We start from the raw sequence: 25,737 nt of genomic DNA on the forward strand, positions 1-25,737 counted from the left end.
CGATGACCGATACACTGGCCCATCCGATCACCGACAGCCCCGCCCCGCCCGCCGTCCGCGTCCGCCGCCAGACCCGCTCCGGCGCCGTCGCGCTGGTCGTCAGCATCCTCCTCCTTTTGGCCCTCGTGACGATGCCGTGGTGGGCCAGCCAGGGCCTGATCCGCCAGATCGTCGAGTTGTGCTGCTACATTGCCATCGCACAGATGTGGAACCTGCTCGCGGGGTACGCCGGGCTCGTCTCGGTGGGGCAGCAGGCCTTCATGGGCGTTGCGGCCTATTTCATGTTCGTCCTGGCGCAGACCTGGGGCATCAACCCGTTCCTGGCTGTCGTGCTCTGCCTCCTGGCACCGGCGGTCCTGGCCGTGCCGATCTACGCGCTCCTGCACCGGCTGGACGGCCCCTACTTCGCCATCGGCACCTGGGTCGTGGCCGAGGTCATGCGCCTGGCCACCTCCAACTTCGCTTACGTCAACGCCGGCGCAGGCATGAGCCTGCGGGTCATGAGCACCTACTCCGCAGATCAGCGGGCCATCGGCGTCACGCTCCTGTGCGCGCTCATGCTGCTGGTGACGGTGGGGGGGAGCTACTGGCTGCTGCGCTCGCGCTACGGGCTCGCGCTTACGGCGCTGCGGGACAACCCGGTCGCGGCGGCCTCGCAGGGGGTGAACGTCAGCCGCCTGCGCTTCATGATCTTCGTGGCGGCGGCCATCGGGACCGGCCTCGCCGGTGCGGTCTACTTCATGGCGCAACTGCGGATCACGCCCCCGTCCGCCTTTGACCCGAACTGGGCCAACATCGCGATCTTCATCGTGATGGTGGGCGGGATCGGCAGCATCGAAGGCGTTCTGATCGGGGCCCTGATCTACTTCTTCGCCGACCGCTGGTTCGGGGACTACGGCGCGATCTACCTCGTGGTGCTGGGGCTTCTCACGCTGTTCATGGCGCTCTTCGCGCGCGGCGGGCTTTGGGGGCTCCTGTGCAAGGTGGTCGACGCGCCCTGGTTCCCGACCCGGCGGACGCTTCTGGACAGCAAGGGATGAGGTGCGCGCCATGAAAGCCGCCATCTTCGACGCCGTAGGCCAGCCGCTGCGGGTGGGCGACATGCGCGAGCCCGAGCCCGGCCCTGATGAGGTGGTCCTGCGCGTGGCCGCCTGCGGGATCTGCGGCTCGGACCTCCACATGACCGAGGACCCGACCGCCTTCGGCATCGGCCAGGGCACCGTCCTGGGCCACGAGTTCGCGGGCGAGGTCGTCGCGGCCGGGACCGAGGTCACGTCGCTCGTTCTAGGCGACCGGGTGGCCGTGGCCCCCATGTGGGGGTGCGGCACCTGCGAGTCCTGCCGCCGGGGCGATCCGGCGTGGTGCCCCCGGATGCGCCTGATCGGCGGAGGCTACGCCGAGTTCGCGGTCGTCGCCGCCCGCCAATGTCGCAAGCTCCCCGACGACCTGCCTACGGCCGAGGGCGCGCTGGCCGAACCGGTGGCCGTGGGCCTTCATGCGGTGAACCGGGCCGACATGTCGCCGGGGGACCGGGTTCTGATCCTGGGCGCGGGTCCCATCGGGCTTACGGTCGCGTTCTGGGCCCGGCGGCTGGGCGCGGGTGCGGTCATCCTGGCCGACCTGAACCGTCATCAGGCGGGCCGGGCCGCGGCCATGGGCGCCACCGGCTTTGCCATCTCCGGGCCCGGGCTAGCCGAGGATTTCGCCGCTCAAGCCGGGGGCATGCCCGACATCGTATTCGAATGCGTGGGCAAGCGCGGGCTGATCGACCAGGCCATCCGCCTGGTCCGCGTGCATGGGACCGTGGTCGGCGTGGGGCTCTGCGTCGGCGGGGACACCTGGGACCCGTTCGCCGCCCTGTCCAAGGAGGTCCGGATCACCATGTCCGCCTTCTTCAACATGCCCGAGTTCGCCACGGCCATCGACGCGCTCGGCCCGGGGCGGTTCCGGCCGCAGGCGCTCATCACCGACCGGATCGGATTTGGCCGAGTGCCCGACACCTTCGAGGCGCTCCGTCACCGCACATCGCAATGCAAGGTGCTGATCCAGGCCGACGCGGCCTGATCCGGCCCACAGGGAGGACTGCATGGACTTCGAAACCCTTCGCCTGGACGTCGATGGAACCGACACGGTCGTCAAGGCCATAGGCCAGGGCGCGCCCGTGATCGCGCTCCACGGGGCGGCCACGCTCGAGGGCACGCGCTGGGCCGAGGGGCTGGCCGACCGGTTCCGGGTCTACCTGCCCTTCCATCCCGGCTTCGGCGAAAGCGGCCCGGCGCCGCACATCACGGGCATGCAGGATCTGGTCGTTCACAACCTGCGCCTCGTGGAGGCGCTGGGCCTCGACCACCCGCACCTCATGGGCCATTCGATGGGCGGCTGGATGGCGGCCGAGATCGCCGTGGTGGCGGGCGAACGCTTCGGCAAACTGGTGCTGAACGCGCCGGCCGGGCTCAACCACCCGGACCATCCGGGGGCGGACCTGGGCGCCATCGCCCCGCAGGACCTGCCCGGCTACCTCGCCCACGACCCGGCCGTCGCGCTCCGCTACTTCCCCGGCGGAGCCGAAGCCCCCCCGCCCGAGCAGTTCGGCGTGGACCGGGAGCGCGAGGGTGCCGCCCTCGGCAACATTCTCAAGGTCCACGGCATGGGGCATCCGAACCTAGGCCGCTGGCTGTCCCGCATCCCCAACGAGACCCTGATCGTCTGGGGCGACAAGGACCGCATGCTGCCCCCCGGCCAGGCCCGGATCTGGGCCGACCGCATCGCCCGGGCCCGCATCCTCATGGTTCCGGGCGCAGGTCACTTCGCCATGCAGGAACAACCATCCTGCGTTTCCGCCATCGGCGATTTCCTCGCCGGCTGACGCATCCCGAACAGGCCCGGCTCGAATCACGAGGCTGCGGCGTTAAGCAACCGAGGAGGACACGACATGAACGCACCACTCAAGCATGACTCCGGCTACTGGGGCACCTCGACCGACCACGCGGAGCTTCTTGCCCGGATCGAGGCCATCGGACCGATTCTGGAGGCCAACGCCGACGCGAACGACGAGTTGGGCGAACTCAACGCCGAGACGTTCGAAGCGCTGAAGTCCCTTCGCATGTCACACATCTTTGCCCCCGAGTCCCTAGGCGGCACCCAGCTTTCGCCCACCAAGGGCCTGGAGCTGATCGAGGCCATCACCTACCACAGCGGCTCGGCCGGCTGGGTGTCGATGGTGCATGCCTGCATCGGCGCGATGTCGGCGGCCTTCCTGCCTGACAGCGCGGTGGAGCGGCTCTTTGCACCCGGCACCGACAACCGCTTCTCGGGCCAGGGCGCGCCGACGGGCATGCTCAAGAAGGTCGAGGGCGGCTACGTCCTGAACGGCAAGTGGAGTTACGGCTCGGGCTTTACCCACGCCACCTACTCGCACAGCGCCGCGCTTCTGGACGACGGCACGGGCAAGCCTGCCAAGGACGAGAACGGCAACGTCATCGTGCTCTGCGCCCACGCGCCGATCTCCGAACACAAGGTGCTGGGCAACTGGGACGTGCTGGGCCTCAAGGCGACCGGGAGCATCGACTATGCCGCCGAGGACGTCTTCATCGCGGACGACATGGTGTTCCCGATCCTGACCGCCCCGCCGCTCCGGCAGGAAGAGTTCTTCAGCCTGGGTGTGGTGGGCCTTGCCGCGATCGGGCACTCGGGCTGGGCCATCGGCGCGTCACGGCGCATGATGGACGAGATCGCCAACTTTGCCCGCAGCAAGACGGGCCGGGCCGGGATGATCGGCGAAAGCGAGAAGTTCTGGTATGACTTCGGCCGCGCCGAGGCGCGCGTCCGGGCGGCCCGCGCCTTCCTCTTCGAGGTCTGGCGCGACATCGAGGCGACGGTCGAGAGCGGCACCAAGGTCAGCACCCGGCAGATCAGCCTTGCCCACCTCGCCAAGTCCGAGGTTCACGAGGCGGGCGTGGACGCCTGCGAGTTCGCCTACCGGGCAGCGGGCGGCGCCGGCCTCCGTCGCGGCCCCATCCAGCGCATCTACCGAGAGATGCTGGTGGCGGCGAACCACTTCACCATCGCGCCGAGCGTCGTGATGAACGCAGGCCGCGAGATCGGCGGGATCTGGAGCGATCGGGTCTGGCAGTTCTATGACCTGATCGAGAAGAAATGACTCCGGCAGGGGCGGCCAGTTTCGCCGCCCCGCCAACCTTCGAACGAGGCCCCTGCCCGATGATCGCCGACACCCCCTCCGACCCTGGGCTTTCGAAGGCCTTCCGCGCGGCGTTCCGGAACCATCCGGCCGGCGTCGCCGTCATCGCCGCCGACTCAGGGGACAAGCCTGTCGCCCTGACCGTGAGCTCGCTCATCTCGGTGAGCGCGGCGCCACCGACCGTGGCCTTCTCGCTCTCGGCGCAGTCCTCGACCGCCGGGGCGATCCTTCGGGCCAAGACGATGGTCATCCACCTCCTGCGGCACAAGGACATGCCGCTGGCGCAACTTTGCGCGACCAGCGGCGTCGACCGGTTCGGGTCCGGAATGGCCTGGGCCCGGCTGCCCACCGGCGAGCCACGCTACACCGACGTCGGCATCTGGTTCCGCGCCCGTACCCTGCACGAGCTGCAGGTCACCGGGGCGACCCTCATCGTGGCCGAGCTGCTCGACGGCGAGGTTTCCGAAACCGAGGCGCGGGACGAGGAACTGTCGATGGTCTACCTGAACCGGCAGTGGCACGGGGTCCGCCCTGTCCTGGAAGTCGCGATCTAGGTCGCACAGGGGCGGACGTCGCCTTCACCGGGCCGTCGACAGGATCATGTCGGCCGCCTTTTCGGCGATCATCGTGACGGGCGCATGGGTGTTGCCCGATGGGATCGTTGGCATGATCGAGGCGTCGGCGATCCGCAAGCCGTCCACGCCACGCACCCGCAAGTCGGGTCCGACGACCGCCCCCGGGTCGATCCCCATGCGGGCGGTCGAGACCGGATGGAAGATGGTGGTCGCGATGTCCCCAACCGCCCCCATCAACTCCTCGTCCGAGGTGATCCAAGCCCCGGGCTTCAGTTCCCGGGGGTCATGGGCGCGCATCGTCTCGGTCGCCATGAGGCGTCGTGCGTGCCGGATGCTCTGCACGGCCACCCTGCGGTCGGACTCGGTGGACAGGTAATCCGGATCGATCCTCGGAGGCGCATCGGGATCGGGCGAGACGACATGGACGCTGCCCCGGCTGTCCGGCCTGAGGTTGCACACCGACACGGTGACCGCCGGGAAAGGATCCAGCGGCTGTCCAAAGGCCGGCAGCGAGAGCGGCTGGACATGGTACTCGATGTTGGGTGTCTCGAATTCCGGGCCGGTCCGAGTGAAGATCCCGAGCTGGCTGGGTGCCATGGCCATGGGTCCGGACTGCCGGAGCGCGTATTCTGCCGCTATCGTCGCGCGCCCGATCCATGACGACGCCCGCTCGTTCAGGGTGCGCGCGCCCTGGATGGCAAATACCGTGCGGATCTGGAGGTGGTCGGCCAGGTTGCGACCGACCTCGGGCACGGCGTGGCGTACCTCGATCCCAGCGGCGCGGAGCACCTCGGGATGGCCGATCCCCGACCGTTCGAGAAGGCCCGGCGAACCGATGGCGCCAGCGGCCAGCACCACTTCGCCCCGCGCGAGCGCGGACCAGACCCGCCCCTTCTGACGGAAGCGCACGCCGACGACACGACCTTCGCGGATCTCAAGCCGCTCCACATGGGCGTGCGACTCGATCCGGAGGTTCTCCCGGCGCGCCACAGGCTTCAGAAAGGCCTTTCGCGCGTTCCAGCGAACGCCTCCGCGCTGGTTGACCGGAAAATAGCCAACCCCTTCGTTGTCGCCGCCGTTGAAATCGTCGGTGGCAGGAATCCCCAGTTCCTGGGCCGCCCGCGCGATGGTGTCGAGGATAGGCCAGTGAAGCCGCTGTTTCTCGACCTTCAGTTCACCGCCGGTCCCGTGGACATCGTCAGAAGGCCCATAGTGATCCTCTGACTTCCTGAAATAGGGAAGAACGTCGTCCCAACCCCAGCCCACATTCCCCATCTGGCGCCAGGTGTCATAATCGGCCGCCTGCCCGCGCATATAGATCATGCCGTTGATCGAGGAGCATCCGCCCAGGACCTTGCCGCGCGGGTAGTTCAGGCCCCGGCCGTTCAAGCCGGCTTGGTCGATGGTCCGAAAGCACCAGTCCACCGCAGCGTTGCCCATGTTGTAGAGATAGCCCACGGGCACATGCACCCAGAAACGGTTATCGCTCCCCCCGGCCTCGAGCAGGAGGACACGGCAGCGCGGATCGGCGCTCAGGCGGTTGGCGAGCACGCAGCCGGCAGAGCCCGCGCCGACGATGACGATATCGAAGTCGCCCAGACTTTCGGCAAGGGATCCATGCATGTCTTCAATCCGTACGCGCAGCGGCTCTGATGTTGCAGACGTGCTAGACCTGCGAGAGCTGCTGACCCGTCTACCACGGTTAGCACCAGGTGAGGCGCCGGTGAACACCGATCAAGGAGTAACGCTTCCGAGCCCGCCCATCTCGTCATGAGGGAAGCAGGCACTACCGGGCGGTCCACCCTCCGTCCACCACGAGCGTGTGTCCGGTCACCAGCGAGGCGGCAGGGGACGCCAGGAACACGACAGCGCCTGACACGTCCCGGGGCTGGCCGATCCGGTGCAGCGCAGCAATTCGCTCCAGCGTATCGGCACGGAAGGCGGGGTCCGAAAGGGCGGCCGCAGTGCCAGGTGTTTCGATGAACGTCGGCGCAACGGCGTTCACGGTGATCCCATGCTGTCCCCACTCCACCGCGAGGCAGCGCGTCATGTGCGAAAGGGCGGCCTTGGCGATGCAGTAGGACGCCTCGCCAGGAAGCGCCACAAGCGCAGCCTGCGACGACAGGTTGACAATCCGGCCGCCCCGCCCCGCCCGGATCATTGCTTTGGCGGCATGCTGCGACAGGAAGAACGCGGATCGGACATTCAGGTCCATGACGGCGCCAAAGTCGGCCTCGGTCACATCGAGCGCCATGCCGCCGATGCCACCCCCGGCGTTATTCACGAGGATGTCGAGACGCCCCATGGTCGCGACCGTCCTGTCGATGGCTTGCCGGGAGGCAGGCAGGTCGGTGACATCCATGTCGAGCCTCAGGGCGCGCCGCCCCATCGCCTCGACCGCGGCGGCGACGCCTCCGTCCGCCTCGGGACTTCTCAGACCCAACGCCATGTCGGCTCCGGCATGGGCCAACGCCAGTGCGATGGAGCGGCCAAGGCCGCGGGCGGCGCCGGTGACCAGCGCCACCTGGCCAGACAGGTCGAAGCTCGGCAGGTCGTCCATTCCGTCCCCTGAGATTGCCACGCAGTTATCCCCCGCCCGCGACTTCAGCCAGCAGTCCAAGGCCGCTGCGGCGATCATGTCTGGATGGTCCCCGTGTCAGCAAGGCCCGATTTGATGGGTGACGACACCGGCGGGCTTAGCCATGTCTCTGGCCCTCTGGTGCGGTGCATCTGGCCGATGGCCTCGCTGAGGTCCGCACGCTAGGTCCCGATCGATGGAGCGGGCTGTCGGGCCCTGACAGCACCACCGGGTGTCCTGGCTGCAGTTGCGCCTGATCGTCATCCTCTCATCTACCCTTGCAGGTCTGGGCCCCGGCAGGCCTGCTGCTGCGGGTCGGTCTCAGCCCGTGCCAGTGCCGGACGCCGCTAGTACCCTCTACGCGCGACCACGGACTACGCGATCCAGTTCGCCAGAGCGACAGTGGTCAGGCCGGTGGGTTTGCGCTCGAACGTCAACGACAAACGCCGCCGGCTTGGGGGCCGGCGGTTCCTCAACACGCACCACGAACCCGAACGACTTCGAGCAGCCGCCACGGGGCGAAGGGCCGCTACTGCTGTCTTGTCTTGCGATTGGCATAGCGTTGGTCGCGTGCGGCCTTCCGTGCCGCCTCATCCTTGATGACCCGGGCGATCAGGTTATCAGCCTTCTCGAGCGCTTCGGCTTGGGCCCTGGCTGCAACATTGGCTGCTGCCTGATACTGGACAGCCTCAGCATGGATGCGCTCCTGCTCCTGCTGCCGCTCCAGTTCCTCGAGCTTCAATCGATCCCGCTCCTCGCGGCGTTTGTCTCTGGCCGTGGCTACCGCCAGTCGCTCGGCCTGCCGTGCAAGGCGGGTCGGTTCCGCAGCGTCTTTCGTGGCACGGTAGGTTTGGAGCAGAGCGGCCTTCGCATCGGCAGCGGCACTGCGGCGGTCGGCTAGATCGTTGTCTTTGGCGTTTCTCAAGGATGTGTCCTGCTGAAAGTGTCGTTGGCCTGACGGTCTGGCCTTTGTGGCCCGTTATGAGGCACGTACGGCGGTGACCCTCCCGCAACCGTCCAGGTCACTTGCGAGACGCGCCGTCTTTAACCATGAGGCCAAGCATCATGGACAGATGATGGCGATGTTTGAAAGGGAGGTCTGCTCAGGGCGCGATGCTGATCGCGCAACAACCAAAGCTCGGCAAGCAAATATCGGTCTCTGGCCGATAGCGACGGTAACACAGCATGTCAATCCCTTGCAGGCCGACCCGCACGGATCGCCTTAAACGGCTGTCAGGGTCAGACGCTCCGCACGAGGCTGACGGCGCCAAGCGAATGATCTCGAGGCTGGTCTCAAGGGAGCGAAACGGGCTGCCCCTGACGATCCGGCAACCCTGGGCAGACCCTCCTGCCCCGCTGAAGCCTAGTTCCTCTGACACTGCCCCGGGCTTTCCAGCTCCGGCCTTTCAGCGATCTAGCAGCCGCCGAAGCTGACGTCAACGCCCGCGCGCTCTGACCTACCCCTCACTCCCCATGATCGACGTTGGTTCGGGTCCGGCCGTGGCCCAAGAGGCTGAACGGCCGGAGTCTTTACCGCAGCGGGCTCAGTCGGCGGCGTATTCCGCGTCTTCCGCCGCCTCCTCGGCTGCCTCGCCTGTTGCTACGCCCTCCTCGGTTACGACCGCCTCCTCGTCGACCTCCGCGTCGCCACCAAAAAAGCCCAAGAGCCAGGCGAGGAGCAGGAGAAGGATGACTCCTCCGACGATATAGCCGATCGTCCTCGATCCACCGGTTTGTCCGTTCGCCATTGCACCCTCCATGCCACTCCGGGCCGTCCGGCCCGCAACCTCACAATGGCACTCACGAACAGGTGATCACAAGGCGGGCCTTCGGCCGCCGCAGGGCCTTGGGCCGGAGCACCGCGAAGGGCTCAGTGAGGCCGACTGCATCGTCGGCCTAGTAAGGGCATGTGCGAACTTGACCCATGGTCGCCCCAGTCAGTCTGCTGTCGAGATGCACAGTTCGAGGCTTCAAGCAGTAAGCGGGAGCACCCGTTGCTGTCCCGCGGAAGGCGTATGTGCATTGCTCTGTCAGTTTCCGTGCTTTGACCTCCACGGACAGAATGTCAGCTGGTAAACAGGTGCCGCTACTTGGCGAGATCCGGCAACAGCCCGACATCTTGAGGAGACAGGGGCCGAGCGAGACTCGACGATGTCAACGTGCGACCGGTCAGACCGGCTCTCTCGGACCTATCTGCAAAAGCCGTTCCCTTTCGCCATGACCTTCATCCTTTCGGGCATGCGTCCGACGTTGCCTGACTGAACTCCAAGAGGAACGCCATGACAGAGGCCGTCCAGCCGCGCCTCGAACTTACCAGGGCAGTTCTTTCTGAGCAGGCCGTCGATGTCACCGATGCGGCAGCGTTCACATGCTGGCAGGATATTGACGGACCCGAAGCACGGGGTAGGTCTGAAATTATGCGGAGCGCGAACCCCCGGGATGCGAGCTGACAGAACGCACCATGGCCTCGAGATCATCGGGCGGAGCGGTCGGGACGTGGAGAGACGAGGGCAGCGAAACGTTTGCAACCGGGGGAGATACATCGATGATCCACAAATTGGAGTCGGCCGCGCTGCAGCTGACGGTCCTGGTCGCCGCATCGACAGTGGTGGCGTCAGCCGCGGGCGCTGTCGAGATTACGGTCGTAATTGGTTCGACCGGCAATATCGTCACCAGCTTCGATGCGCTCGTTGCACCGTGGGAGGAACGGACCGGGCACGACGCGGTGCTCGTGCCGATGCCATCATCGACTACCGACAACTTCGGCCAGTACCGGCTCTGGCTTTCCGCCGGGAACGCGGACATCGATCTGTTCCAGACCGACGTGATCTGGGCGCCGCAACTCGCCGAGCACTTTGTGGACCTGACCGAGGCGGCCACCGAGGCTAGCCTGATCGAGGCTAGCCTGATCGAGGCGAATTTTCCCTCGATCATTGAGTCGCAGACGGTGGACGGCAAGCTTGTGGCGCTGCCGGTCCAGACCGACGCCCCGGCGCTTTATTATCGGACCGACCTTTTAGAGAAGCACGGCTTCGAGGTTCCGACTACCTGGGCCGAGCTAACGTCCACCGCCCAGGCTATTCAGGACGCCGAGCGCGCCGAGGGCAATTCAGAGCTTTGGGGCTTTGTCTGGCAGGGCAACGCCTACGAAGGCCTGACCGTCAACGCACTGGAATGGATCAAGTCCTATGGAGGTGGCCAGATCATCGAGCCCGATGGCACGATCTCGATCAACAACCCGCAGGCGGTCGCGGCGCTGGAGATGGCAGCTGGCTGGGTCGGCACCATCTCGCCCGAGGGTGTGTTGGCCTATGGGGAGGAGGAGGCACGCGGCGTCTGGCAAACGGGCAACGCCGTTTTCATGCGCAACTGGCCCTATGCCTATGCCCTGAGCCAAGGCGAAGAGTCAGCGGTGGCAGGCAAGTTCGACGTCGCGCCGCTGCCCATGGGTGAAGGCGAGGGTGCACAGTCGGCCGGGGGGCTGGGAGGCTGGAACATGGCGGTGTCCCGCTACAGCGACAACCAGGAGATCGCGATCGACCTTGCGGTCTATCTCGCTTCGGCCGAGGCGCAGGAGTTCCGGGCCATCAATCTAGGCAATCTTCCCACGCTCCAGGCACTCTATGAAGACCCTGAGGTGCTGGCAGCCAACCCGTACTTCGAGCGGTGGCTGGAGGTGTTCCAGAACGCCGTGCCACGGCCCTCCGCGCCCACACAGCAGGACTATAACGAAGTCTCGACGGTGTTCTTCACCGCAGTCCACAGCGTGATCTCGGGTGAGGAAGAAGCCGCCACCGCGCTTGAGGACGTCGAAGCTGATATCGAGGACGTTCTCGAGTAAGCCAGCCTCAGGTCATGTCATGTCCGGATGGCGCCGTTCAGCAAGTGCTGATTTGGCGGCATGACGATCGGAGCGGGAGCGGTCGTGTCTTCGGCCTTTGGGCGCGACGCATTGGACCGCCGGCCTCCACGAGGGCCACGAACCAAGTCCCGATCAGACGGATGAGGTGATTGGCCCTGACGACTAGGTCCGGGGCCATGTGGTCGAGTTTAACCTGCTGGCTGTGGCGCTCAAGGCGCCCAGGCGGAGGGAGAGGATCGCTGTGCACCCCGTTGGAGTGTCGGCAGGTCACGCTCGGCCGTGGCGTCGTGGGTCACATCCAAGCCTCGGATGGCCCACTTCGGCGCCCAGTCCGCAAGGATGGAACTCCGATTCCACCACAGCCTCATCACTGTCCAGCGAATCTGCAATGTGGGCCAGAATGTGGGGCGACCAACGAGCCGGATCGAACTGTTTGCAGGAAATGCTATTCTATGGCGGTGCTGTCAGACAGATGCGTACCAGTCTCTGTTTGGGCGGGTGCGTCCAACCTTAGGCGGCGCAGAACTGCCGCCAATCGGCGAGAGCGGCGGTCCGAGCGGCCTTGTGGACATTGCGGCTTGAGAGGCTCCGATCCGAGTTGAAACCGTTGCAAACAGAGGAATGGACGGCGACGACCTTCTGTAGGCTATGCATCTGTCGAAAGCGCAGCATAGCCCGCTCGCATCGTCGGAATGGCTAGTGGGAGTTCTCGACCCGGTTGTTCTCCCAGCGACCAGTGACCTGCTTATCCTCAGCCCCACCTGTTCGAGAGCGGCCCCGTAGGAGCGCAGACCGACCGTCACGAACTCTTCGGCTCGTCCATGCCGCTTCATCAACTTGCGCAGGAACTTCAGGGCAGCCTTCTTGTCCCGCGTCTTGGAAACCAAGGCCTCGAGCACCTCGCCTTCGTGGTCTACCGCCCGCCAGAGAGAGTGCTGCACGCCGTTGATCTTCACGAACACCTCGTCGAGGTGCCAGCGCCACTGGGACGAGTGCATACCGCTTGCCCGCTTCCTGCGGGTCTCGGCCGCGAACATCGGGCCGAAGCGCATCGACCAGAACCGTACCGTCTCGTGGCTGACCTCTATCCCACGCTCGTGGAGCAGGTCCTCCACATTCCGGAGCCACAAGGGGAACCAGACAGACATCCTCACCGCCAGCCGGATGATCTCGGGGCTGCGCTGTGTCGTCCTCGGTAGGGTAGCTTGTGCCGCGCCCCGCTTAGGCGGCATCGCTCTGACAGAGTCATCGCACCTCATGAAGGAAATGCCTAAGCATCGAGCACTCTGCTTATTCCAAGCGCTGTGCGACGGAATAGTGCGTGTCGTGCGGCTGCGCCTCACTCTTGGCAAGGCGAAGTGCCAGCGCTCCCGATAGGCTGCATCCATGAGCAGCTCACTCCACATCGCCGAGGCCTTCAGACGATCCCTGTATTACGCTCGCAAGCATGACGACGCTCCGGTGTGCATTGCTGTGGCGCAAGCGACCAGTCAGTGGTTGCGCAGCCATGACGATGGTGACCGGGTGAGCCTTCGGTCCACGCTCCCCGACCTGCCTGTCGAGGCAGACCTCAGGGGTGGGGGCTGGAGAGTATGGATGCGCTGAGGCCATGACCCCGCGGCGTCTCCTTCACGCTCTTCGGAGACCTGGACGGCCCCCGGATGCGCTTCGGTGCGAAGACAAGCTGTAGCGACACTGGCAGTCACCTCGGGGCACTCAGGGACTTCGGTCAGTGCAGGTGACGGCATTGAGAGGTGTGAAATGCGGAACGCCAGTTTCTATGTGCTTCGCCTGCGCAACTTGCTGTTCATGGCTCTAGCGGTCAGGGCTGGCAGGCTCCTCAGCCAAGATGCTGCGAAAGAGGTCCTGCGACGGTAAACTCTGCTTTTCATTCCAGAGATTGGAACGACAGTCGCACTTGCTGCACAAGTCATCTGAGACTTGGCCCGCAGGCCAATCGGGTCTGAAGCGGCAGAACGCCAAGCTCCTGCCCCGCAGTAATGGGAGTGACCGCTCGTCGGCACGCTTGCTATCCAGCTGATCGCTCGCCGCAACGACAAGCCGAACGGCGCCTTGATGTCGAGTGAGAGCTTGGTGGCTCCATCGGCGCAGTTCCCTCCCTCCCTGCGCAGGCTGTTCGCGCTCCTGAGCCGACCAGTCCGCTCCGTGCTCCGGCCAGACCAACAGGGAACCTCGCTGAGGAGCGCGTGGCAGAGTTGAACCAGTTCGTCAGGCCGCAACAGGCGGGTGCGGGCCTGCCCATGTCGCATCGGCGAAGTAGCAGGAGTCACTTGAACGTCTTGCGAGTGACCAGATGCCCTGCAGCTTCGAAGGCCCCCTCACCGCCTTGGGGAGCGCCTGCCCCCTTCACGCCCATGACGTGAGAAAACTGCTCCCGAGCGGCCGACTGTTCCTCGGATCAAAGGCGATCCGCTTTTCACGGATTCCATCCACTCACGTCGTGCATCCTGCCATCTTGAAGCCAGTCACATGGCAACCACAAGGACCTGGGTGCCGCCACGCACATCATCTCTGATCTTTCTCGCCTTTACGTGCTTTCCCGTAAAGCGTTGGACGAGAGATAAGCCCGCCAGCCACCGAAGGAGGTGATCTCCTCTGCCCCATCCAACGCATGGGCCTCGCACAGGAACCCGCTGACCGCGCTGCCGTCGGCGAGCGTCAGCTTACCGATGCCCAAGGGAGCCGGGATACGTGAGACGAAGGCCCCGAAGGCGGCTGCGGGAAGCGCCCAGACCTCGACCGCGATGCCGGGGCCGGTAAAGGCCGGGTCGTGGAGCAACCCCGGCTTCAGCGGCACGGTGCCCGGCAGGGCGTAGAGACGGTATTCTGGTGACGTCGTGGTCTCGGAAAGCCTTACGCCACCCGGCCCGGTCAGTTCGTGGTTGAGCGGCATATCGGTCAGATGAGCACCTACAACCGCGATAGGGAGCCAACCCGACGGCAGTTCGGGCAAGGGCGCCGCCGGCACTTGCGCCTGGCGGTCGCGACCTGCGCCGCAAGCGGCGGCCGCATGCAGGGCAGCGGCGAATGGTGCCAGCGCATCGTCGCTGAAGGCTGGTCCGACCAGCGTGACACCGGCGGGCAGCCCCGAGGGCCCGAACCCCGCAGGCACGGCGATCGCCGCAAGGCCCATGAGGTTGACGAAATTCGTATAACGCCCGAACTGGCTGTTCCGCGTGATGGGGTCGGCAAGCATCTCGACCACGGTGCAGGTGGTGGGCACGGTCGGCAGCATCAGCACATCCACGGCCTCCCAGACGGGGGCGACCTGCTGACAGATCGCCTTCAGCCGGTAAAGACCGTTGAAGGCCTCGACCGCCGTCCGCCCCTTGGCGCCTTCGATGATCCTCCTCACCGTCGGGTCGAAATCATCCGCGTTGGTCCCAAGGAACCCTTCGACGGCCGCCAATCGTTCGGCTACCCAAGGGCCTTCGTAGAGCAGCGCCGCCGCTTCGCGGAATGGGGCGTAGTCGAAGGGCAGGATTGTCGCCCCCAGCGCCTGCGCCCGCGCGATGGCGGCATCATACAGGGCTTCAACCTCTGCGTTGCCGAAGAATTCACGCTCGGTGCCGTGCAGGACTCCGATCCGCAAGCGCGGCGGCAGCGCGGCGGGCACGGCTGGCCGGGAGAACGGATCAGCGGCGTCGAATCCATCCATGACCCGGCGGACGGCCACACCGTCCTCCACCGAACCGGCAAGAACGGTGACGACATCCACAGACCGGCAGGCCGGAATGACACCGGTGTTTGGGACAAGTCCGGGTGTGGGCTTGATGCCGACGAGATTGTTGAAGGCGGCGGGCACCCGGCCCGAGCCAGCCGTATCGGTGCCAAGCGCAAAGGCACAGAGGCCCGAGGCGACAGCGACCGCCGACCCCGACGAAGACCCGCCCGAGACGTGATCGGCGCTGAAAACCGAGCGCGGTGCGCCATGCGGTGAACGCGTGCCGTTCAGGCCCGTCGCGAACTGGTCGAGGTTGGTCTTGCCGATGACGATAGCGCCTGCGGCACGCAGCCGGGCGATGACCGTCGCATCCTGGTCGGGCGCATAGGCATAGGCCGGGCAGGCCGCGGTGGTGGGTAGGCCCGCGACATCGATGTTGTCCTTGACCGCAAAGGGGATGCCCCAGAGCGGCAGGTCGCGCGGGCCAGCCATCACGGCTTGGGCAGCGGCGCGCAGGGCCTCGGCCGGTGTCTCGGTGATGAACACGGCGCGGTCGGGTATTGCATCGCGGCGGCGGATCACTTCCTCCACCACGTCGAGCGGCGTATGGCCGCCTGCGTAGGCGGCGTTCAGAGCCGCAATCGTCATCATCGGGGGAAGCATCATTCGCTCTCTATCACTGCAAGGATTTCGCCCGCGCGGACCGTCCGCCCCGGGATGCCGTTCACGCTGCGCAGCCGACCTGTGACAGGGGCGTTCACCGCGAATTCCATCTTCATCGACTCGATGATTGCAACCGGTTCCCCTGCCATCACCCGAGCGCCGGGCACGGCAAGGAACTTCCACAAGCTGCCCGGCACCGGGTTTTCCACCCCGATGCATCCGGGCGGCAGATCCGCCGCCGGCGCGAACGGGGCATCGAACGGGGTGAAGCTGTCAAGCCCCTCCTCGCGCCAGCGCGTGCGCTCGGCCTCGAACGCTGCCTGCTGGCGCGCCTTGAAGGTGGTGATGCTGGCCTCTTCGCGTGAGAGCGCGGCCTCCTCGGCCGACCAGTCGAACACGGTTTCCTCGATCTGCAAGGGATAAGCACCGTATGGAAAGGCCGTGCGCGCGTCGGCCAATTCCTCGGGGGAAACGAGGTGGAACCGGATCTGGTCGAAGAAGTCGAGCAGCCAGGGTCGACCGGCAAAGACGGGCGTTCGGCGCCAAGTGTTCCAGACCTGGACCGTGCGGCCGAACAGCTGATAGCCGCCGGGCCCTTCCATGCCGTAGATGCACATATAGGCGCCGCCGATGCCTACGGCGTTCTCCGGCGTCCAAGTGCGAGCAGGGTTGTATTTGGTCGTCACGAGGCGCTGTCGAGGGTCCACGGGCGTCGCGACGGGCGCGCCCAGATAGACATCGCCCAGGCCCAGCACCAGATAGCGCGCGTCTAGAATGGTGCGCTGCACCTCGGCCTCGTCGGTCAGGCCGTTGATGCGGCGGATGAACTCGATGTTCGACGGGCACCAGGGCGCGTTCGGACGCACCAGCTCCTGATACTTGCGCATGGCGAGCTCGGCCTGGGGATCGTTCCAGGACAAGGGTAGATGTACGATGCGGCTGGGAACCCGAACCGATCCGGCCATAGGCAGGGCCGCCTCGATCCGCTGCAGCTCCGCAATCAGGTCCAACCGGGTGATGCGGGTGGAGTCGTAATGGATCTGTAGCGACCGTATGCCCGGCGTCAGGTCAATGACCGGCAGCCCCGCCATTGCCACGGCCCGCATCAACAGGTGCACTCGGAGCCGAAGAGCGATAGCCAGGGTTATCGGTCCGTACTCGACCAGCAGGTTCTCATCCCCCTGCCGCCGGTAGGTCACCGCCATGCCATCCCCGGCCTGCCACATGATCGGCGAGCCCGCGTCATTGTAGGCCGGCCCGGCCACCGGATCGGCCGGTCGCTCGGCTGGGATGAAGCGCACGGTGTCACCGGGCCGCAACTGGCCCAGCTTCCACAAGTCCTCCGCCGCCACCACGCCCGGGCAGACAAAACCGCCGAGACTCGGGCCGTCAGGTCCCAGAAGGATCGGCATGTCGCCGGTGAAGTCGATGGCGCCCACCGCGTAAGCGTTGTCATGGAGGTTCGAGGGGTGAAGCCCCGCCTCGCCTCCGTCGGCCCTCGCCCAGCGCGGCGGGGGGCCGATCAGGCGCACGCCCGTCCGGTCGGAGTTGTGGTGCACGTCATACGGGGACGAGAACAGGGTTTCGATATCGTCGGGAGCAAAGAAGTCCGGCGCGCCGTGCGGGCCATAGACCACTGAAAGAGTCCAGTCCCGTGTCAAAGGCGCCGGCTCGGGGACGGCAGGGGTGCCGACAGGATTCCCCGCGAAGGTCAGGAAGTCACCTGTCCGCAGCACGCCCGTGGCATGACCGCCAAAGCCGCCCAGCGCGAAGGTTGCGCGGGACTCCAGTATCTCGGGCGCGGCGAAGCCCCCCTCGACCGCCAGATAGGCGCGCTGCCCCGGCCCTTCGATGCTGCCCAGCGCCAGCACTCCGCCTACGGGGACATCGACGACCAGGCCCGGCATCGGCGCGCCGTTCAGCTCCATGCGCATTCGCGCACCCGCCAGCGCCACCCGGGCGGGCGACAGGAAGCGCAGGGTCGGGCCAGTCATCGTCAGTTCCAGCGCCGCGGTGTCCGGCGGGTTGCCCAGAAGGCGGTTGGCATTGCGCAGGCTGCGTGGATCCATCGGTCCAGACGGCGGCACCCCCACATGCCAGAGCCCTCGCCTGCCCGGCAGTTCCTGCAGGCTCGATTGCGCACCCGGAGCGAGAACCTCGACCCCTTGGGGCGCAAAGGAGAAAGCGGCCAAGGCCGAGGTGGTGACATCGCCCGCCCAGAAGATATCCGATTCCGCAATGGCAGAGAGGTAGGCGAGGTTCGTGGCGACCCCTGCAACGCGGGCGGCCGCGAGGGCCTTGCGGAGGGTGGTGATGGCGGCAGGGCGGTCCGGGCCATGCACGATGATCTTGGCCAGCATCGGGTCGTAGTAGGGCTCGACCACTGTGCCCGTCTCGATCCAGCCATCGACCCGGACGCCCTCGGGGAAGGCGACCTCCGTCAGCCGCCCGGCCGAAGGACGAAAGCCCGCATGCGGCTGCTCGGCATAAAGCCGTGCCTCGATGGCGTGGCCCCTGGGCTGCGGCAGAACCGCGGGAATCGGGTCTTCGCCGGCGGCTTGCCGCACCATCCATTCCACCAAGTCGATCCCAAGGACCGCTTCGGTCACCGGGTGCTCGACCTGCAAGCGGGTGTTGACCTCAAGGAAGGCGGTTTCCTCCCGATCGGGGTCATAGATGAACTCCACCGTCCCGGCCGAGGCATAACCGACGCTGGCGCAGAGTGCCTCGGCTTCGCCAAGGAGCCGTCTGCGCAGGGCGTCGGGCAGGCGCGGCGCCGGAGTCTCCTCGATGACCTTCTGGTTGCGCCGCTGGAGCGAGCAGTCCCGCTCGCCCAGCGCCACGACCCGGCCGTGGCCATTGCCGAAGACCTGCACCTCCACGTGCCGCGCGCGGGCGATGAAGCGTTCCAGATACACGCGGGCGTCGCCGAAACTGGCCTTTGCCGTGCGCTCCACGCCTTGGAACGCGGCGCGCAACGCGGCTTCGTCGTCGCATCGGCTCATCCCGATGCCGCCCCCGCCCGCCGTCGATTTCAGCATGACCGGATAGCCGAGCGCGGCTGCCGCAGTCACCGCCGCGTCCACATCCGGCAGCAGCCCGGTGCCGGGCAGCAGCGTCACTCCGGCGGCCTGCGCCAGCTCCCTCGCCGTATGCTTGAGCCCGAAGGCGCGGATCTGCGGCGGCGACGGCCCGATGAAGGTGATGCCTGCCGCCGCGAGCGCCTCTGCGAAGTCCGCGTTCTCGGACAGGAAGCCGTAACCTGGATGGACCGCCTCGGCCCCCGTGGCCTTCGCGGCCGCAATCACGGCCTCGGCGTTCAGATAGCTTTCGGCCGCAGGCGCGGGGCCCAGACGAACGGCCTGGTCGGCCAGCCGGACATGCGGCGCAAAGCGGTCGGCGTCGGACCAGACCGCCACGGGAGAGATCCCCATGGCGCGCAAGGTTCTGATGATGCGCACCGCGATCTCGCCGCGGTTCGCTACAAGGACGGACTTGAACATGATCTACCCCGAGATCTCGACCGAGATCGGGGTCGGATCGAAACCGTTGCAAGGATTGTTGATCTGCGGGCAGTTCGAGATGACGCAAAGCACATCCATCTCGGCCACCATCTCCACATGATCGCCCGGCGAAGAGATGCCATCATCGATCGTCATCGCGCCGTTCGGGCTGATCGGCACGTTCATGAAGAAGTTGATGTTCGGCACGATGTCGCGCTTCGTCATGCCGTGACGCGCCAGCTCGAGGATGAAATTTTCGCGGCAGGCATGGAGATGGCGGGTTTCCTCTCCGAAGCGAACGGTGTTGGACTCGCACGAGCAGCAGCCCGCGCAGGTATCGTGCCGCCCGGCGGTGTCCGCGGTGACCGTCAGCATGACGCGGCCCTCCGAGGACATGATCCGCGTGCCCGTCGTGATGTAGGCAGCCCCTTGCGCGCGCATCGTGTCCTGCGCGGAGTAGCGTTCGCCGAAGTCGTGAGCATTGTAGAAGATGGTGTCGATGGCCTGCTGGCCATAGGTATCGATGATGCGGATCGTCTGTCCCTTGCGGACGATGCCGGACCAGGGTCGTTCGGCGGGAATGTCGTGGACCTGCATCGCCTCAGCCCCTTGCATTGTTCTCGAAGCCCCGGATCGCCTCGGCCGTCGCACTTCGGCAGAGGTCGTTTTCTCCCACGGGTCCCGGCTTCCGCAGCGTGATCGTGACAGGCGGCACCTCAGCAAGGCTGGCGTCCAACGGGTGACGGTTGTTCGACAGAGCGAGCGTCAGCGGCATTTCAGCCCGAAGCTCCACCCAGTCGTCGCCAGACAGCAGCGCGGCATTCCAGAAGAACCGCCCCGCCGCATCCACCCGGACCGGAGCGAAGAAGGTCAGCAGAGCCGGCAGGTCGCGCCGGTCCAGGCCCAGTTTCGCGGCGGCGAGGATCATGTTGTCGCGCGTGTTGCGTTCGTTCGGCGTCCCCGCGCCGGTGGGGCCGGAGCCGCCGGTCAGGGCGTCATGCGCGCCGGAGCTGTCCTCGATGATGGACAGCATGACGCGGCCCATGTCCGAGAAGAGCACCCGACCTTTCCCAAGGTCGGTCGTCCACTGGACCTTGACCGTATCGGCCAGGTTCAGCCGTTCCGACGAATCCCGCGCCGCCCACGCAGCGAGCGAGACGCTGCCGCCCAATCCCCCCGCCTGGAGGCGCAGCACCTGACCTTGGTTTATCGCCATCGTCGTGTACCAACCGCCCGGCACCGACCGAACATGAAGGACATCTTCGGCTGTGGGGGCGGGGCGAGGGCTTGGCGAAGGCGGAGCCTTGGGCGCGAAGTTCAGGCCTCTGCGTTGGTGCTCCTCATAGCGGGCGCGATCGGCAGCCATGGCCTCTGGCGAACGGGGAGTGTGCGGCATCATGCACGGGTTCCTTGGGCGGCCCGGGTCGTCCCGGTGGCAATCCCTGTCAGAGTCGGGTCGTCCCGACCGGGCGGAATGTCGGCGTCGTAAAGCGTCTGCTGTCCTGCCACGCGAGGCGGCCAGATGGAGATGTCGTTGGTCACGGAGGCGCCGTAGCGCTCGAGTTCTTCGGGGCGGTTGCGGCGGCGATCGAAGGCGATGACCCGCGTGGCAAGGGAGAAGGCCTCGCGCATGTCGTGGGTGACCATGATGACCGTCATCTCGTGCTCATGCCAAAGTCGCCGCATCAGCGCGTGGATCTCGACCTTAATGCCAGGGTCGAGCGCGCCGAAGGGTTCGTCGAGCAGGAGGAGCCTGGGCCGCATCATGAGGGCCTGGGCCAGCGCAAGCCGCTGCTGCATCCCGCCGGACAGCCGGGCGGGAAACTTGTGCTCGGCCCCAGCCAGCCCGACTTCCGCCAGGAGGGCGCTGGCCCGATCGGCCAAGCCTCGCCTCGCGGCGCCCCAGACCCGTCCGCTCAGCCGGGACGCCCGAAGTTCCGGCCCCAGCATCACGTTCTGCAGCACGGTCAGGTGCGGAAAGACGGAGTAGCGCTGCGTCACCACCCCGCGATCGGGACCCGGTTCGGGCGGCAGAGGCACGCCGTCGATCAGGATCGTTCCGCGCGTCGGCCGTTCCTGCCCCAGCATCATTCGGAGAAACGTCGTCTTTCCACAGCCCGACGGACCGACGAGCGCCACGAAGGCACGAGGCGCGATCGTAAGATGAATGTTCTCCAGGACGACCTGCTGCCCGTACTCCTTCCAGAGCCCCTCGATCACCAGCCCACTCATGTCGGCGCCTCCGGCTCGGCCCAGGGATAGGCCCAGCGTCGGAGCGCCTGCAGGCTCAGATCCATCGCCACGGCGAGAAGCGTGATCTAGGCGACGTAAGGAAAGATGATGTCCATCGAGAGATAGCGGCGGACAAGAAAGATGCGGTAGCCGAGGCCGGCCTCCGCCGAGATCGCTTCCGCCGCGATGAGGAACAGGAAAGCGGGGCCGAGTTGCAGTCGCAGGCTGTCGATCAGGCGTGGCATGATCTGAGGCAGCACCACCCGTAATGCAATGAGCCAGGTCGAGGCTGACAACGTCTCGGCCTTGACGATCTGCTCGCGGGGAAGATCGGCGGCGGTAAGCGCGAGGTCGCGTGTCAGGATCGGGGCCACGCCGATGACGATGAGCGCGATCTTGGATACTTCGCCCAGGCCCAGCACGATGAACAGGACCGGCAGCAGCGCGAGCGGGGGCACCATCGACAGAAAGGCGACGAAGGGGCCCAGCAACGCACGCGCGACCGGCAGCACTCCGGTCAGGAGGCCGACGAACAAAGCGATGGCCGTGGCGATCGCCAGCCCCGATCCAAGGCGTTTCAGGCTGGCCGCGGTGTCTGCCCAGAGAAGGTAGTCCCCTGTCCTCTGGTCCGGGGCGAACGCCATGACCTCCACCATTCGCGCCATGGCCGAGAGAGCCGGCAAAAGCTTGTCCGACGGGTTGTCCGCCAGTCGCAGCGCCGAGCCGACAACATAGGTGAGAGCGAGCACCACAAAGGGCAGCGCGCCCAGGATGATCCGTGCCCCCCGGTCCGGGCGAAGATTGATGAGCCGCATCGCCGAGCCCTTACAGCGCGCCGTCGGCAGCCATCTGCATGTAATCGGCCGTGAAACGCAGCTTCACGTTGGCTGCGTCACCCAGCACCGCTCCGCCCGGCAGCTCGATGCCGATGACATCGGGAGAGGCAGCCCCCATTCCCAGTAGCCCATTGTCGAACAGGAAGGTGCGGACGCGATCCATGGTCTCCGAGAGTTCGGGCGAGGTAGTGAAGGCCACGGCGTCGGCAGGCACGTCGAAAAGCCGCGTCGCGGCAAGCTGGCTTTCGAACCCCGCCTGGTCGGTTCCCGAGGCCGCGCCCATGGCTGCCCGTGCCGCCGCGCCTTCGGGCGTGTCCGATGTCATCAGCGCGGCAGTCTCGTACCAGATGCCCGCCAACGCCTTGCCGAAATCGGGGTTCTCGGCCAGCACGGCGGTGTTCGCCACCATCAGGTCGATGATCTCTCCCGGGATCTGGCCCGAGTCGAAGACTTTCGTCGCATCCGGCAGGGCCTCGATCTCGGCCACCATGGGGTTCCACGTCACCATCGCGGTCACGTCGTCGGTCTGGAAGGCACCGACCATGTCGGGATCGGCCGTGTTGACCACGGTGACATCCGCTTCGGTCAGGCCGACCGAGTCGAGCGCCCGGGCGAGCAGGTAATGGGAGACGGAGAACTCGACGAGGTTCACCGGCCGACCTGCGACATCGGCAAGCGTCCCCGGGCCCTTGAGAAACACGGCGTCGTTGCCGGCCGAGAAATCCCCGACGATGACAGCCGTGGTGTCCACACCACCGGCCGACGGGATCGACAGCGCGTCCATGTTCGTGACCGTCACCGCATCATAGGCGCCGGCGGTGTACTGGTTGATGGACTCCACGTAGTCGTTGAACTGCGTGACCTCGATCGTCAGGCCATACTTGTCTGCCCATCTCTTCACGATCCCCGTCTCGGCGGCATAGCCCCAAGGCATCCAGCCCACGTAGATCGACCAAGCGACGCGGAAGTCCGTTCGGGTCTGGGCCATCGCGGGCTGCAGCGCGAGCGTTCCGAGCGCCGTGAGCCCGGCCAGAAGCGTGGTGCGGCGTGAAATCATGGTTCTTCCTTTCCTGTTCAGTTGGGAATGGACGAACCTTCGTGCAGCCAATCCCGTGGCTCGACGAGGTCTCCCGGGTTTTTGTCCCGCCGTGCGCCGCCGGGGATGTCTCTCCCGTGCGGTGACAGCTCTCGGACCAGCCGCGCCCCACGGCGCCGGAACCCTAGCCGTCAACTCCTCTTCAGGATGCCGGATCGCGGGGCACCGGCAATGGACAGCGCGACGCGTTAGGCTAGGAGAGTGTCACTGCCGCCGGAACGGGCAACGCAGAACCGACAGTGCCAGGAAAATGGGCAGACTAGGCACCGGTGGCAGGCTGGATGGGGCAGGTTTCCACCCGACTCAGGTCTCACGAGGCAAGGCAGCCTCTTCCGAAGCCCAGCGCGCCTCGTAGGCATCGATGATTGCAAGCATCCGCTCGCGCCCGAAGCTCGGGTCGTGGCCGCCGTGGATGGTGGTCACCGGCAGGGCACGAAGCTTGGCGAAGGTGTCCCGATAGGCCGCCACGCTCATGCCTGGGCCGTCATAGATCAGAGGCCCGTCATAGATTGCGTCAGCCGCGAACAGGATGCCCGTGGTCCGCTCGAAGAGCCCGATGCCCCCCGGCGAATGGCCAGGCAGGTGGAGCACCTCGTAGAGATGGCCCCCAAGATCGAGCGTATCGCCCTCGTTCAGGAGCCCAGTCGCCTGGGCGCCCCGCAGGCGATAGCTCTCGGGGTCGTATCCCTCATGGGGCAGCGCCTCGATCAGCATCTCGCCGATCGGCGGATAGCCCGCATCGAGGAAGGTCTGCAGCAGGCGTTCAGGCATGTCGCGCCTGAACAGCGAATGCAGGCCGGACGGCCTCGCCATCTCCTCGGCTTCCAGAGGATGGACAAGGCGGGTCTCGAACTCATGGGCCGCGCCGATATGGTCGATATGGGTGTGCGACGACACGCATACGATGGGCTTGTCAGGATCGCGGCGCAGGTGGTCGAGGAAAGGGCGCAGTGGCACCACGCCCATTCCTGTGTCGAGGATCATGTCTCGATCCCGGCCTTGGACCAGCCACATGTTGGCCTGCTCGAGCACATGAACATGCGGCTCGATGATCAGGGTGGTGTCGGCGTCGATCTGTGTGGCCTGATACCACGTCTCGGCAATCGGAAGGGGCAGGATGGTCTCGCACTTCATGGATTAACGGGAATTTCGGACAGGCGGAGGGTCTGCTCGACCATGCGCCCGTGGAAATTGGGCAAGACGAGTTGCGCGCGGTCGCCTCGGCGCGAGAGCACCGCATGGCCCTCGCAGAAGGGCTGGGTGGAGAGGTCAGCTATCCCCTCCTCCCCCGACCAGTGCCCCAGCACATAGACCGAGGCGAAAACGTCCGAGGCTTCCTCGGCGCTGGCGCTGCCATCTCGCAGGGCTTCCGGCAGCCCGGGCCAGGACGGTGCCCCACGTTGTCCGAGCGCCAGAACGAACCCGGCATCATGGCTGAGCAGCAGTCCGTCGGCGCCATCCGCTTCCACCGCCTCGGCTATCCATGGGCCGGTCAGAACGCACTGCCATTCCTCCCTGTAGTCGCTATGTGCGCCATCTTCGACCAGCCGACCGAACGAGTCGAACCGCAGGATCCCGGCGTCGACCGGGGTGGGGAAGCCCCGCCAGTTCCATTCGCGATGCCAGGTGCAAAGGTCGCCATCGAGCGTGACGCGCCCAGCAAAGCCCTCGGCCGAAAGAAGGATGGCAAGATCACTTGGCGCCATGTCGGAGAGTGACCCTCCGGCCTCGAGGCCGGGGCGGCTCAGAGGCACTCGGATGTCGGCGCACCACTGGCCGGCCTGCAGCCAATGCACACGGGTCGTCAGGTCCTCCGTTCCCGGGGCACGCAGCCAGTTGCGCCGCCAGTGGCCCTGCAGGTCGGCCGGTGAGATCACGCGGCAGCCGCGCTTCGGCCACCCAGTTCGGCCATGATCTGATCGGCCGTCAGCACGGCACCCGTCTGAAGGTATTCCATCGCCCTCAGAGAGGCCTCATGGGCCGCAAGGGAGGACCCTCCGACACAATCAGCGATCACGCGGCAGTAGTAGTCGTTCTGGTGGCCATCGGCGAAGGTATAATGCACGCAGACATCCGTCAGCCCGCCGATCAGGATGAGGGTCTGCGCCTTGAGACCCTTGAGAAGGATCTCGAGTTCGGTGCCGAAGAACGCCGAATAGCGGCGTTTGTGGATGAAGTAGTCGCCGGGCAGACGGCCCATCTCCTCGAAGGCAGGCGGGGTGCCGGGCTCTCCCTCCATGCAGTGGACGTCTTCGGTCCCATCCAGCTCGCGGCCGTAGTCCACCATGTCGCGGCGATGGATCTCCTGGATGAACACGACGGGGATCCCGGCTCCATGGGCGGCATCCACCACGCCCCGGGCGCGCTCCATGTTGGCGCGGTAGCCCGGCATGATAGGGATGCCGGCCTTGTCATCCATGAAGGCGGATTTCTGGATGTCGATGACGACCAGGACGGCGTTCCCGACGATCGTTGGCTGGACAGGCATGGGGGATTTCCTTTCTGGAGG

Annotated in this window: 20 protein-coding genes, 1 pseudogene and 1 riboswitch; of the genes and pseudogenes, 6 read left to right on the forward strand and 15 right to left on the reverse strand. The window is 66.2% G+C overall.

All coding sequences use genetic code 11. The features are described from left to right. Nucleotides 1-2 precede the first annotated feature (2 nt). From FHG66_RS16275 to FHG66_RS16295, 5 genes are all read left to right on the forward strand, one after another. Entirely contained in the window at nt 3-1,040 is a 1,038-nt protein-coding gene (locus FHG66_RS16275) for a branched-chain amino acid ABC transporter permease (protein WP_139078114.1), read from the forward strand. A 10-nt stretch (nt 1,041-1,050) separates the two neighbouring features. Further along, nucleotides 1,051-2,064, forward strand: a complete 1,014-nt coding sequence (locus FHG66_RS16280) for a zinc-dependent alcohol dehydrogenase (protein ID WP_139078115.1) — start codon at nt 1,051-1,053, stop codon at nt 2,062-2,064. Nucleotides 2,065-2,086: 22 nt separating this feature from the next. Continuing rightward, nucleotides 2,087-2,866 carry an alpha/beta fold hydrolase gene (locus tag FHG66_RS16285; RefSeq protein ID WP_139078116.1) on the forward strand — a complete coding sequence of 260 codons (780 nt, stop codon included), beginning with the start codon at nt 2,087-2,089 and terminating at the stop codon, nt 2,864-2,866. 66 nt (nt 2,867-2,932) lie between these two features. Further along, on the forward strand, nt 2,933-4,159 hold the full coding sequence (locus FHG66_RS16290) for an acyl-CoA dehydrogenase family protein (protein WP_139078117.1): 1,227 nt from the start codon (nt 2,933-2,935) through the stop codon (nt 4,157-4,159). Nucleotides 4,160-4,218: 59 nt separating this feature from the next. Then, nucleotides 4,219-4,752, forward strand: a complete 534-nt coding sequence (locus FHG66_RS16295; RefSeq protein ID WP_139078118.1) for a flavin reductase family protein — start codon at nt 4,219-4,221, stop codon at nt 4,750-4,752. A 24-nt stretch (nt 4,753-4,776) separates the two neighbouring features. Here FHG66_RS16295 and FHG66_RS16300 read toward each other — a convergent pair whose 3' ends face one another. From FHG66_RS16300 to FHG66_RS16315, 4 genes are all read right to left on the reverse strand, one after another. Beyond that, the gene (locus FHG66_RS16300; RefSeq protein WP_218013875.1) at nt 4,777-6,396 is read right to left on the reverse strand and encodes a GMC family oxidoreductase; all 1,620 of its coding nucleotides are present in this window, start codon (nt 6,394-6,396) and stop codon (nt 4,777-4,779) included. 163 nt (nt 6,397-6,559) lie between these two features. After that, nucleotides 6,560-7,333 carry an SDR family NAD(P)-dependent oxidoreductase gene (locus FHG66_RS16305; protein ID WP_139078119.1) on the reverse strand — a complete coding sequence of 258 codons (774 nt, stop codon included), beginning with the start codon at nt 7,331-7,333 and terminating at the stop codon, nt 6,560-6,562. Between the two features lie 547 nt (nt 7,334-7,880). Next, entirely contained in the window at nt 7,881-8,276 is a 396-nt protein-coding gene (locus tag FHG66_RS16310) for a DUF6481 family protein (RefSeq protein ID WP_139078120.1), read from the reverse strand. Between the two features lie 619 nt (nt 8,277-8,895). Next, nucleotides 8,896-9,099: a hypothetical protein gene (locus FHG66_RS16315; RefSeq protein WP_139078121.1), complete on the reverse strand. Its 204-nt coding sequence runs from the start codon at nt 9,097-9,099 to the stop codon at nt 8,896-8,898. Between the two features lie 797 nt (nt 9,100-9,896). Between FHG66_RS16315 and FHG66_RS16320 the strand changes: the two genes are divergently transcribed. Continuing rightward, nucleotides 9,897-11,192: an ABC transporter substrate-binding protein gene (locus tag FHG66_RS16320; RefSeq protein ID WP_139078122.1), complete on the forward strand. Its 1,296-nt coding sequence runs from the start codon at nt 9,897-9,899 to the stop codon at nt 11,190-11,192. 531 nt (nt 11,193-11,723) lie between these two features. Here FHG66_RS16320 and FHG66_RS16325 read toward each other — a convergent pair. From FHG66_RS16325 to FHG66_RS16375, 11 genes and pseudogenes are all read right to left on the reverse strand, one after another. Beyond that, nucleotides 11,724-12,462: pseudogene (locus tag FHG66_RS16325) on the reverse strand (IS6 family transposase). 1,299 nt (nt 12,463-13,761) lie between these two features. Next, on the reverse strand, nt 13,762-15,564 hold the full coding sequence (atzF, locus tag FHG66_RS16330; RefSeq protein ID WP_246082649.1) for an allophanate hydrolase: 1,803 nt from the start codon (nt 15,562-15,564) through the stop codon (nt 13,762-13,764). Next, nucleotides 15,561-19,064: a 5-oxoprolinase/urea amidolyase family protein gene (locus FHG66_RS16335; protein ID WP_139078123.1), complete on the reverse strand. Its 3,504-nt coding sequence runs from the start codon at nt 19,062-19,064 to the stop codon at nt 15,561-15,563. The genes atzF and FHG66_RS16335 overlap by 4 nt, the downstream gene beginning before the upstream one ends. Nucleotides 19,065-19,067: 3 nt before the next feature. After that, nucleotides 19,068-19,661, reverse strand: a complete 594-nt coding sequence (locus FHG66_RS16340; RefSeq protein WP_218013876.1) for an urea amidolyase associated protein UAAP2 — start codon at nt 19,659-19,661, stop codon at nt 19,068-19,070. Nucleotides 19,662-19,665: 4 nt separating this feature from the next. Next, nucleotides 19,666-20,463, reverse strand: coding sequence for an urea amidolyase associated protein UAAP1 (locus FHG66_RS16345; RefSeq protein WP_342777494.1), 798 nt, complete (start codon nt 20,461-20,463; stop codon nt 19,666-19,668). After that, nucleotides 20,460-21,296, reverse strand: coding sequence for an ATP-binding cassette domain-containing protein (locus FHG66_RS16350; protein WP_139078125.1), 837 nt, complete (start codon nt 21,294-21,296; stop codon nt 20,460-20,462). The genes FHG66_RS16345 and FHG66_RS16350 overlap by 4 nt, the downstream gene beginning before the upstream one ends. 86 nt (nt 21,297-21,382) lie before the next feature. Then, nucleotides 21,383-22,111 (reverse strand): ABC transporter permease, encoded by a 729-nt coding sequence (locus FHG66_RS16355; protein WP_246082651.1) that lies wholly within the window; start codon nt 22,109-22,111, stop codon nt 21,383-21,385. Nucleotides 22,112-22,121: 10 nt separating this feature from the next. Continuing rightward, nucleotides 22,122-23,189, reverse strand: a complete 1,068-nt coding sequence (locus FHG66_RS16360; protein WP_139078126.1) for a putative urea ABC transporter substrate-binding protein — start codon at nt 23,187-23,189, stop codon at nt 22,122-22,124. A gap of 68 nt (nt 23,190-23,257) precedes the next feature. Then, a riboswitch (guanidine-I (ykkC/yxkD leader) is annotated at nt 23,258-23,367 on the reverse strand. A gap of 164 nt (nt 23,368-23,531) precedes the next feature. Beyond that, nucleotides 23,532-24,362, reverse strand: a complete 831-nt coding sequence (locus FHG66_RS16365; RefSeq protein ID WP_218013877.1) for an MBL fold metallo-hydrolase — start codon at nt 24,360-24,362, stop codon at nt 23,532-23,534. Beyond that, a complete protein-coding gene (locus FHG66_RS16370; RefSeq protein ID WP_139078127.1) occupies nt 24,359-25,105 on the reverse strand; it encodes a hypothetical protein in 747 nt (248 codons plus the stop codon). The genes FHG66_RS16365 and FHG66_RS16370 overlap by 4 nt, the downstream gene beginning before the upstream one ends. Then, nucleotides 25,102-25,716, reverse strand: coding sequence for a cysteine hydrolase family protein (locus tag FHG66_RS16375; RefSeq protein WP_139078128.1), 615 nt, complete (start codon nt 25,714-25,716; stop codon nt 25,102-25,104). Before FHG66_RS16375 ends, FHG66_RS16370 begins: the two co-directional genes overlap by 4 nt. Between the last annotated feature and the right edge of the window lie 21 nt (nt 25,717-25,737).

The sequence above is a fragment of the Rubellimicrobium rubrum genome (assembly GCF_006152115.1).
GTDB classification, from domain to species: domain Bacteria; phylum Pseudomonadota; class Alphaproteobacteria; order Rhodobacterales; family Rhodobacteraceae; genus Rubellimicrobium; species Rubellimicrobium rubrum.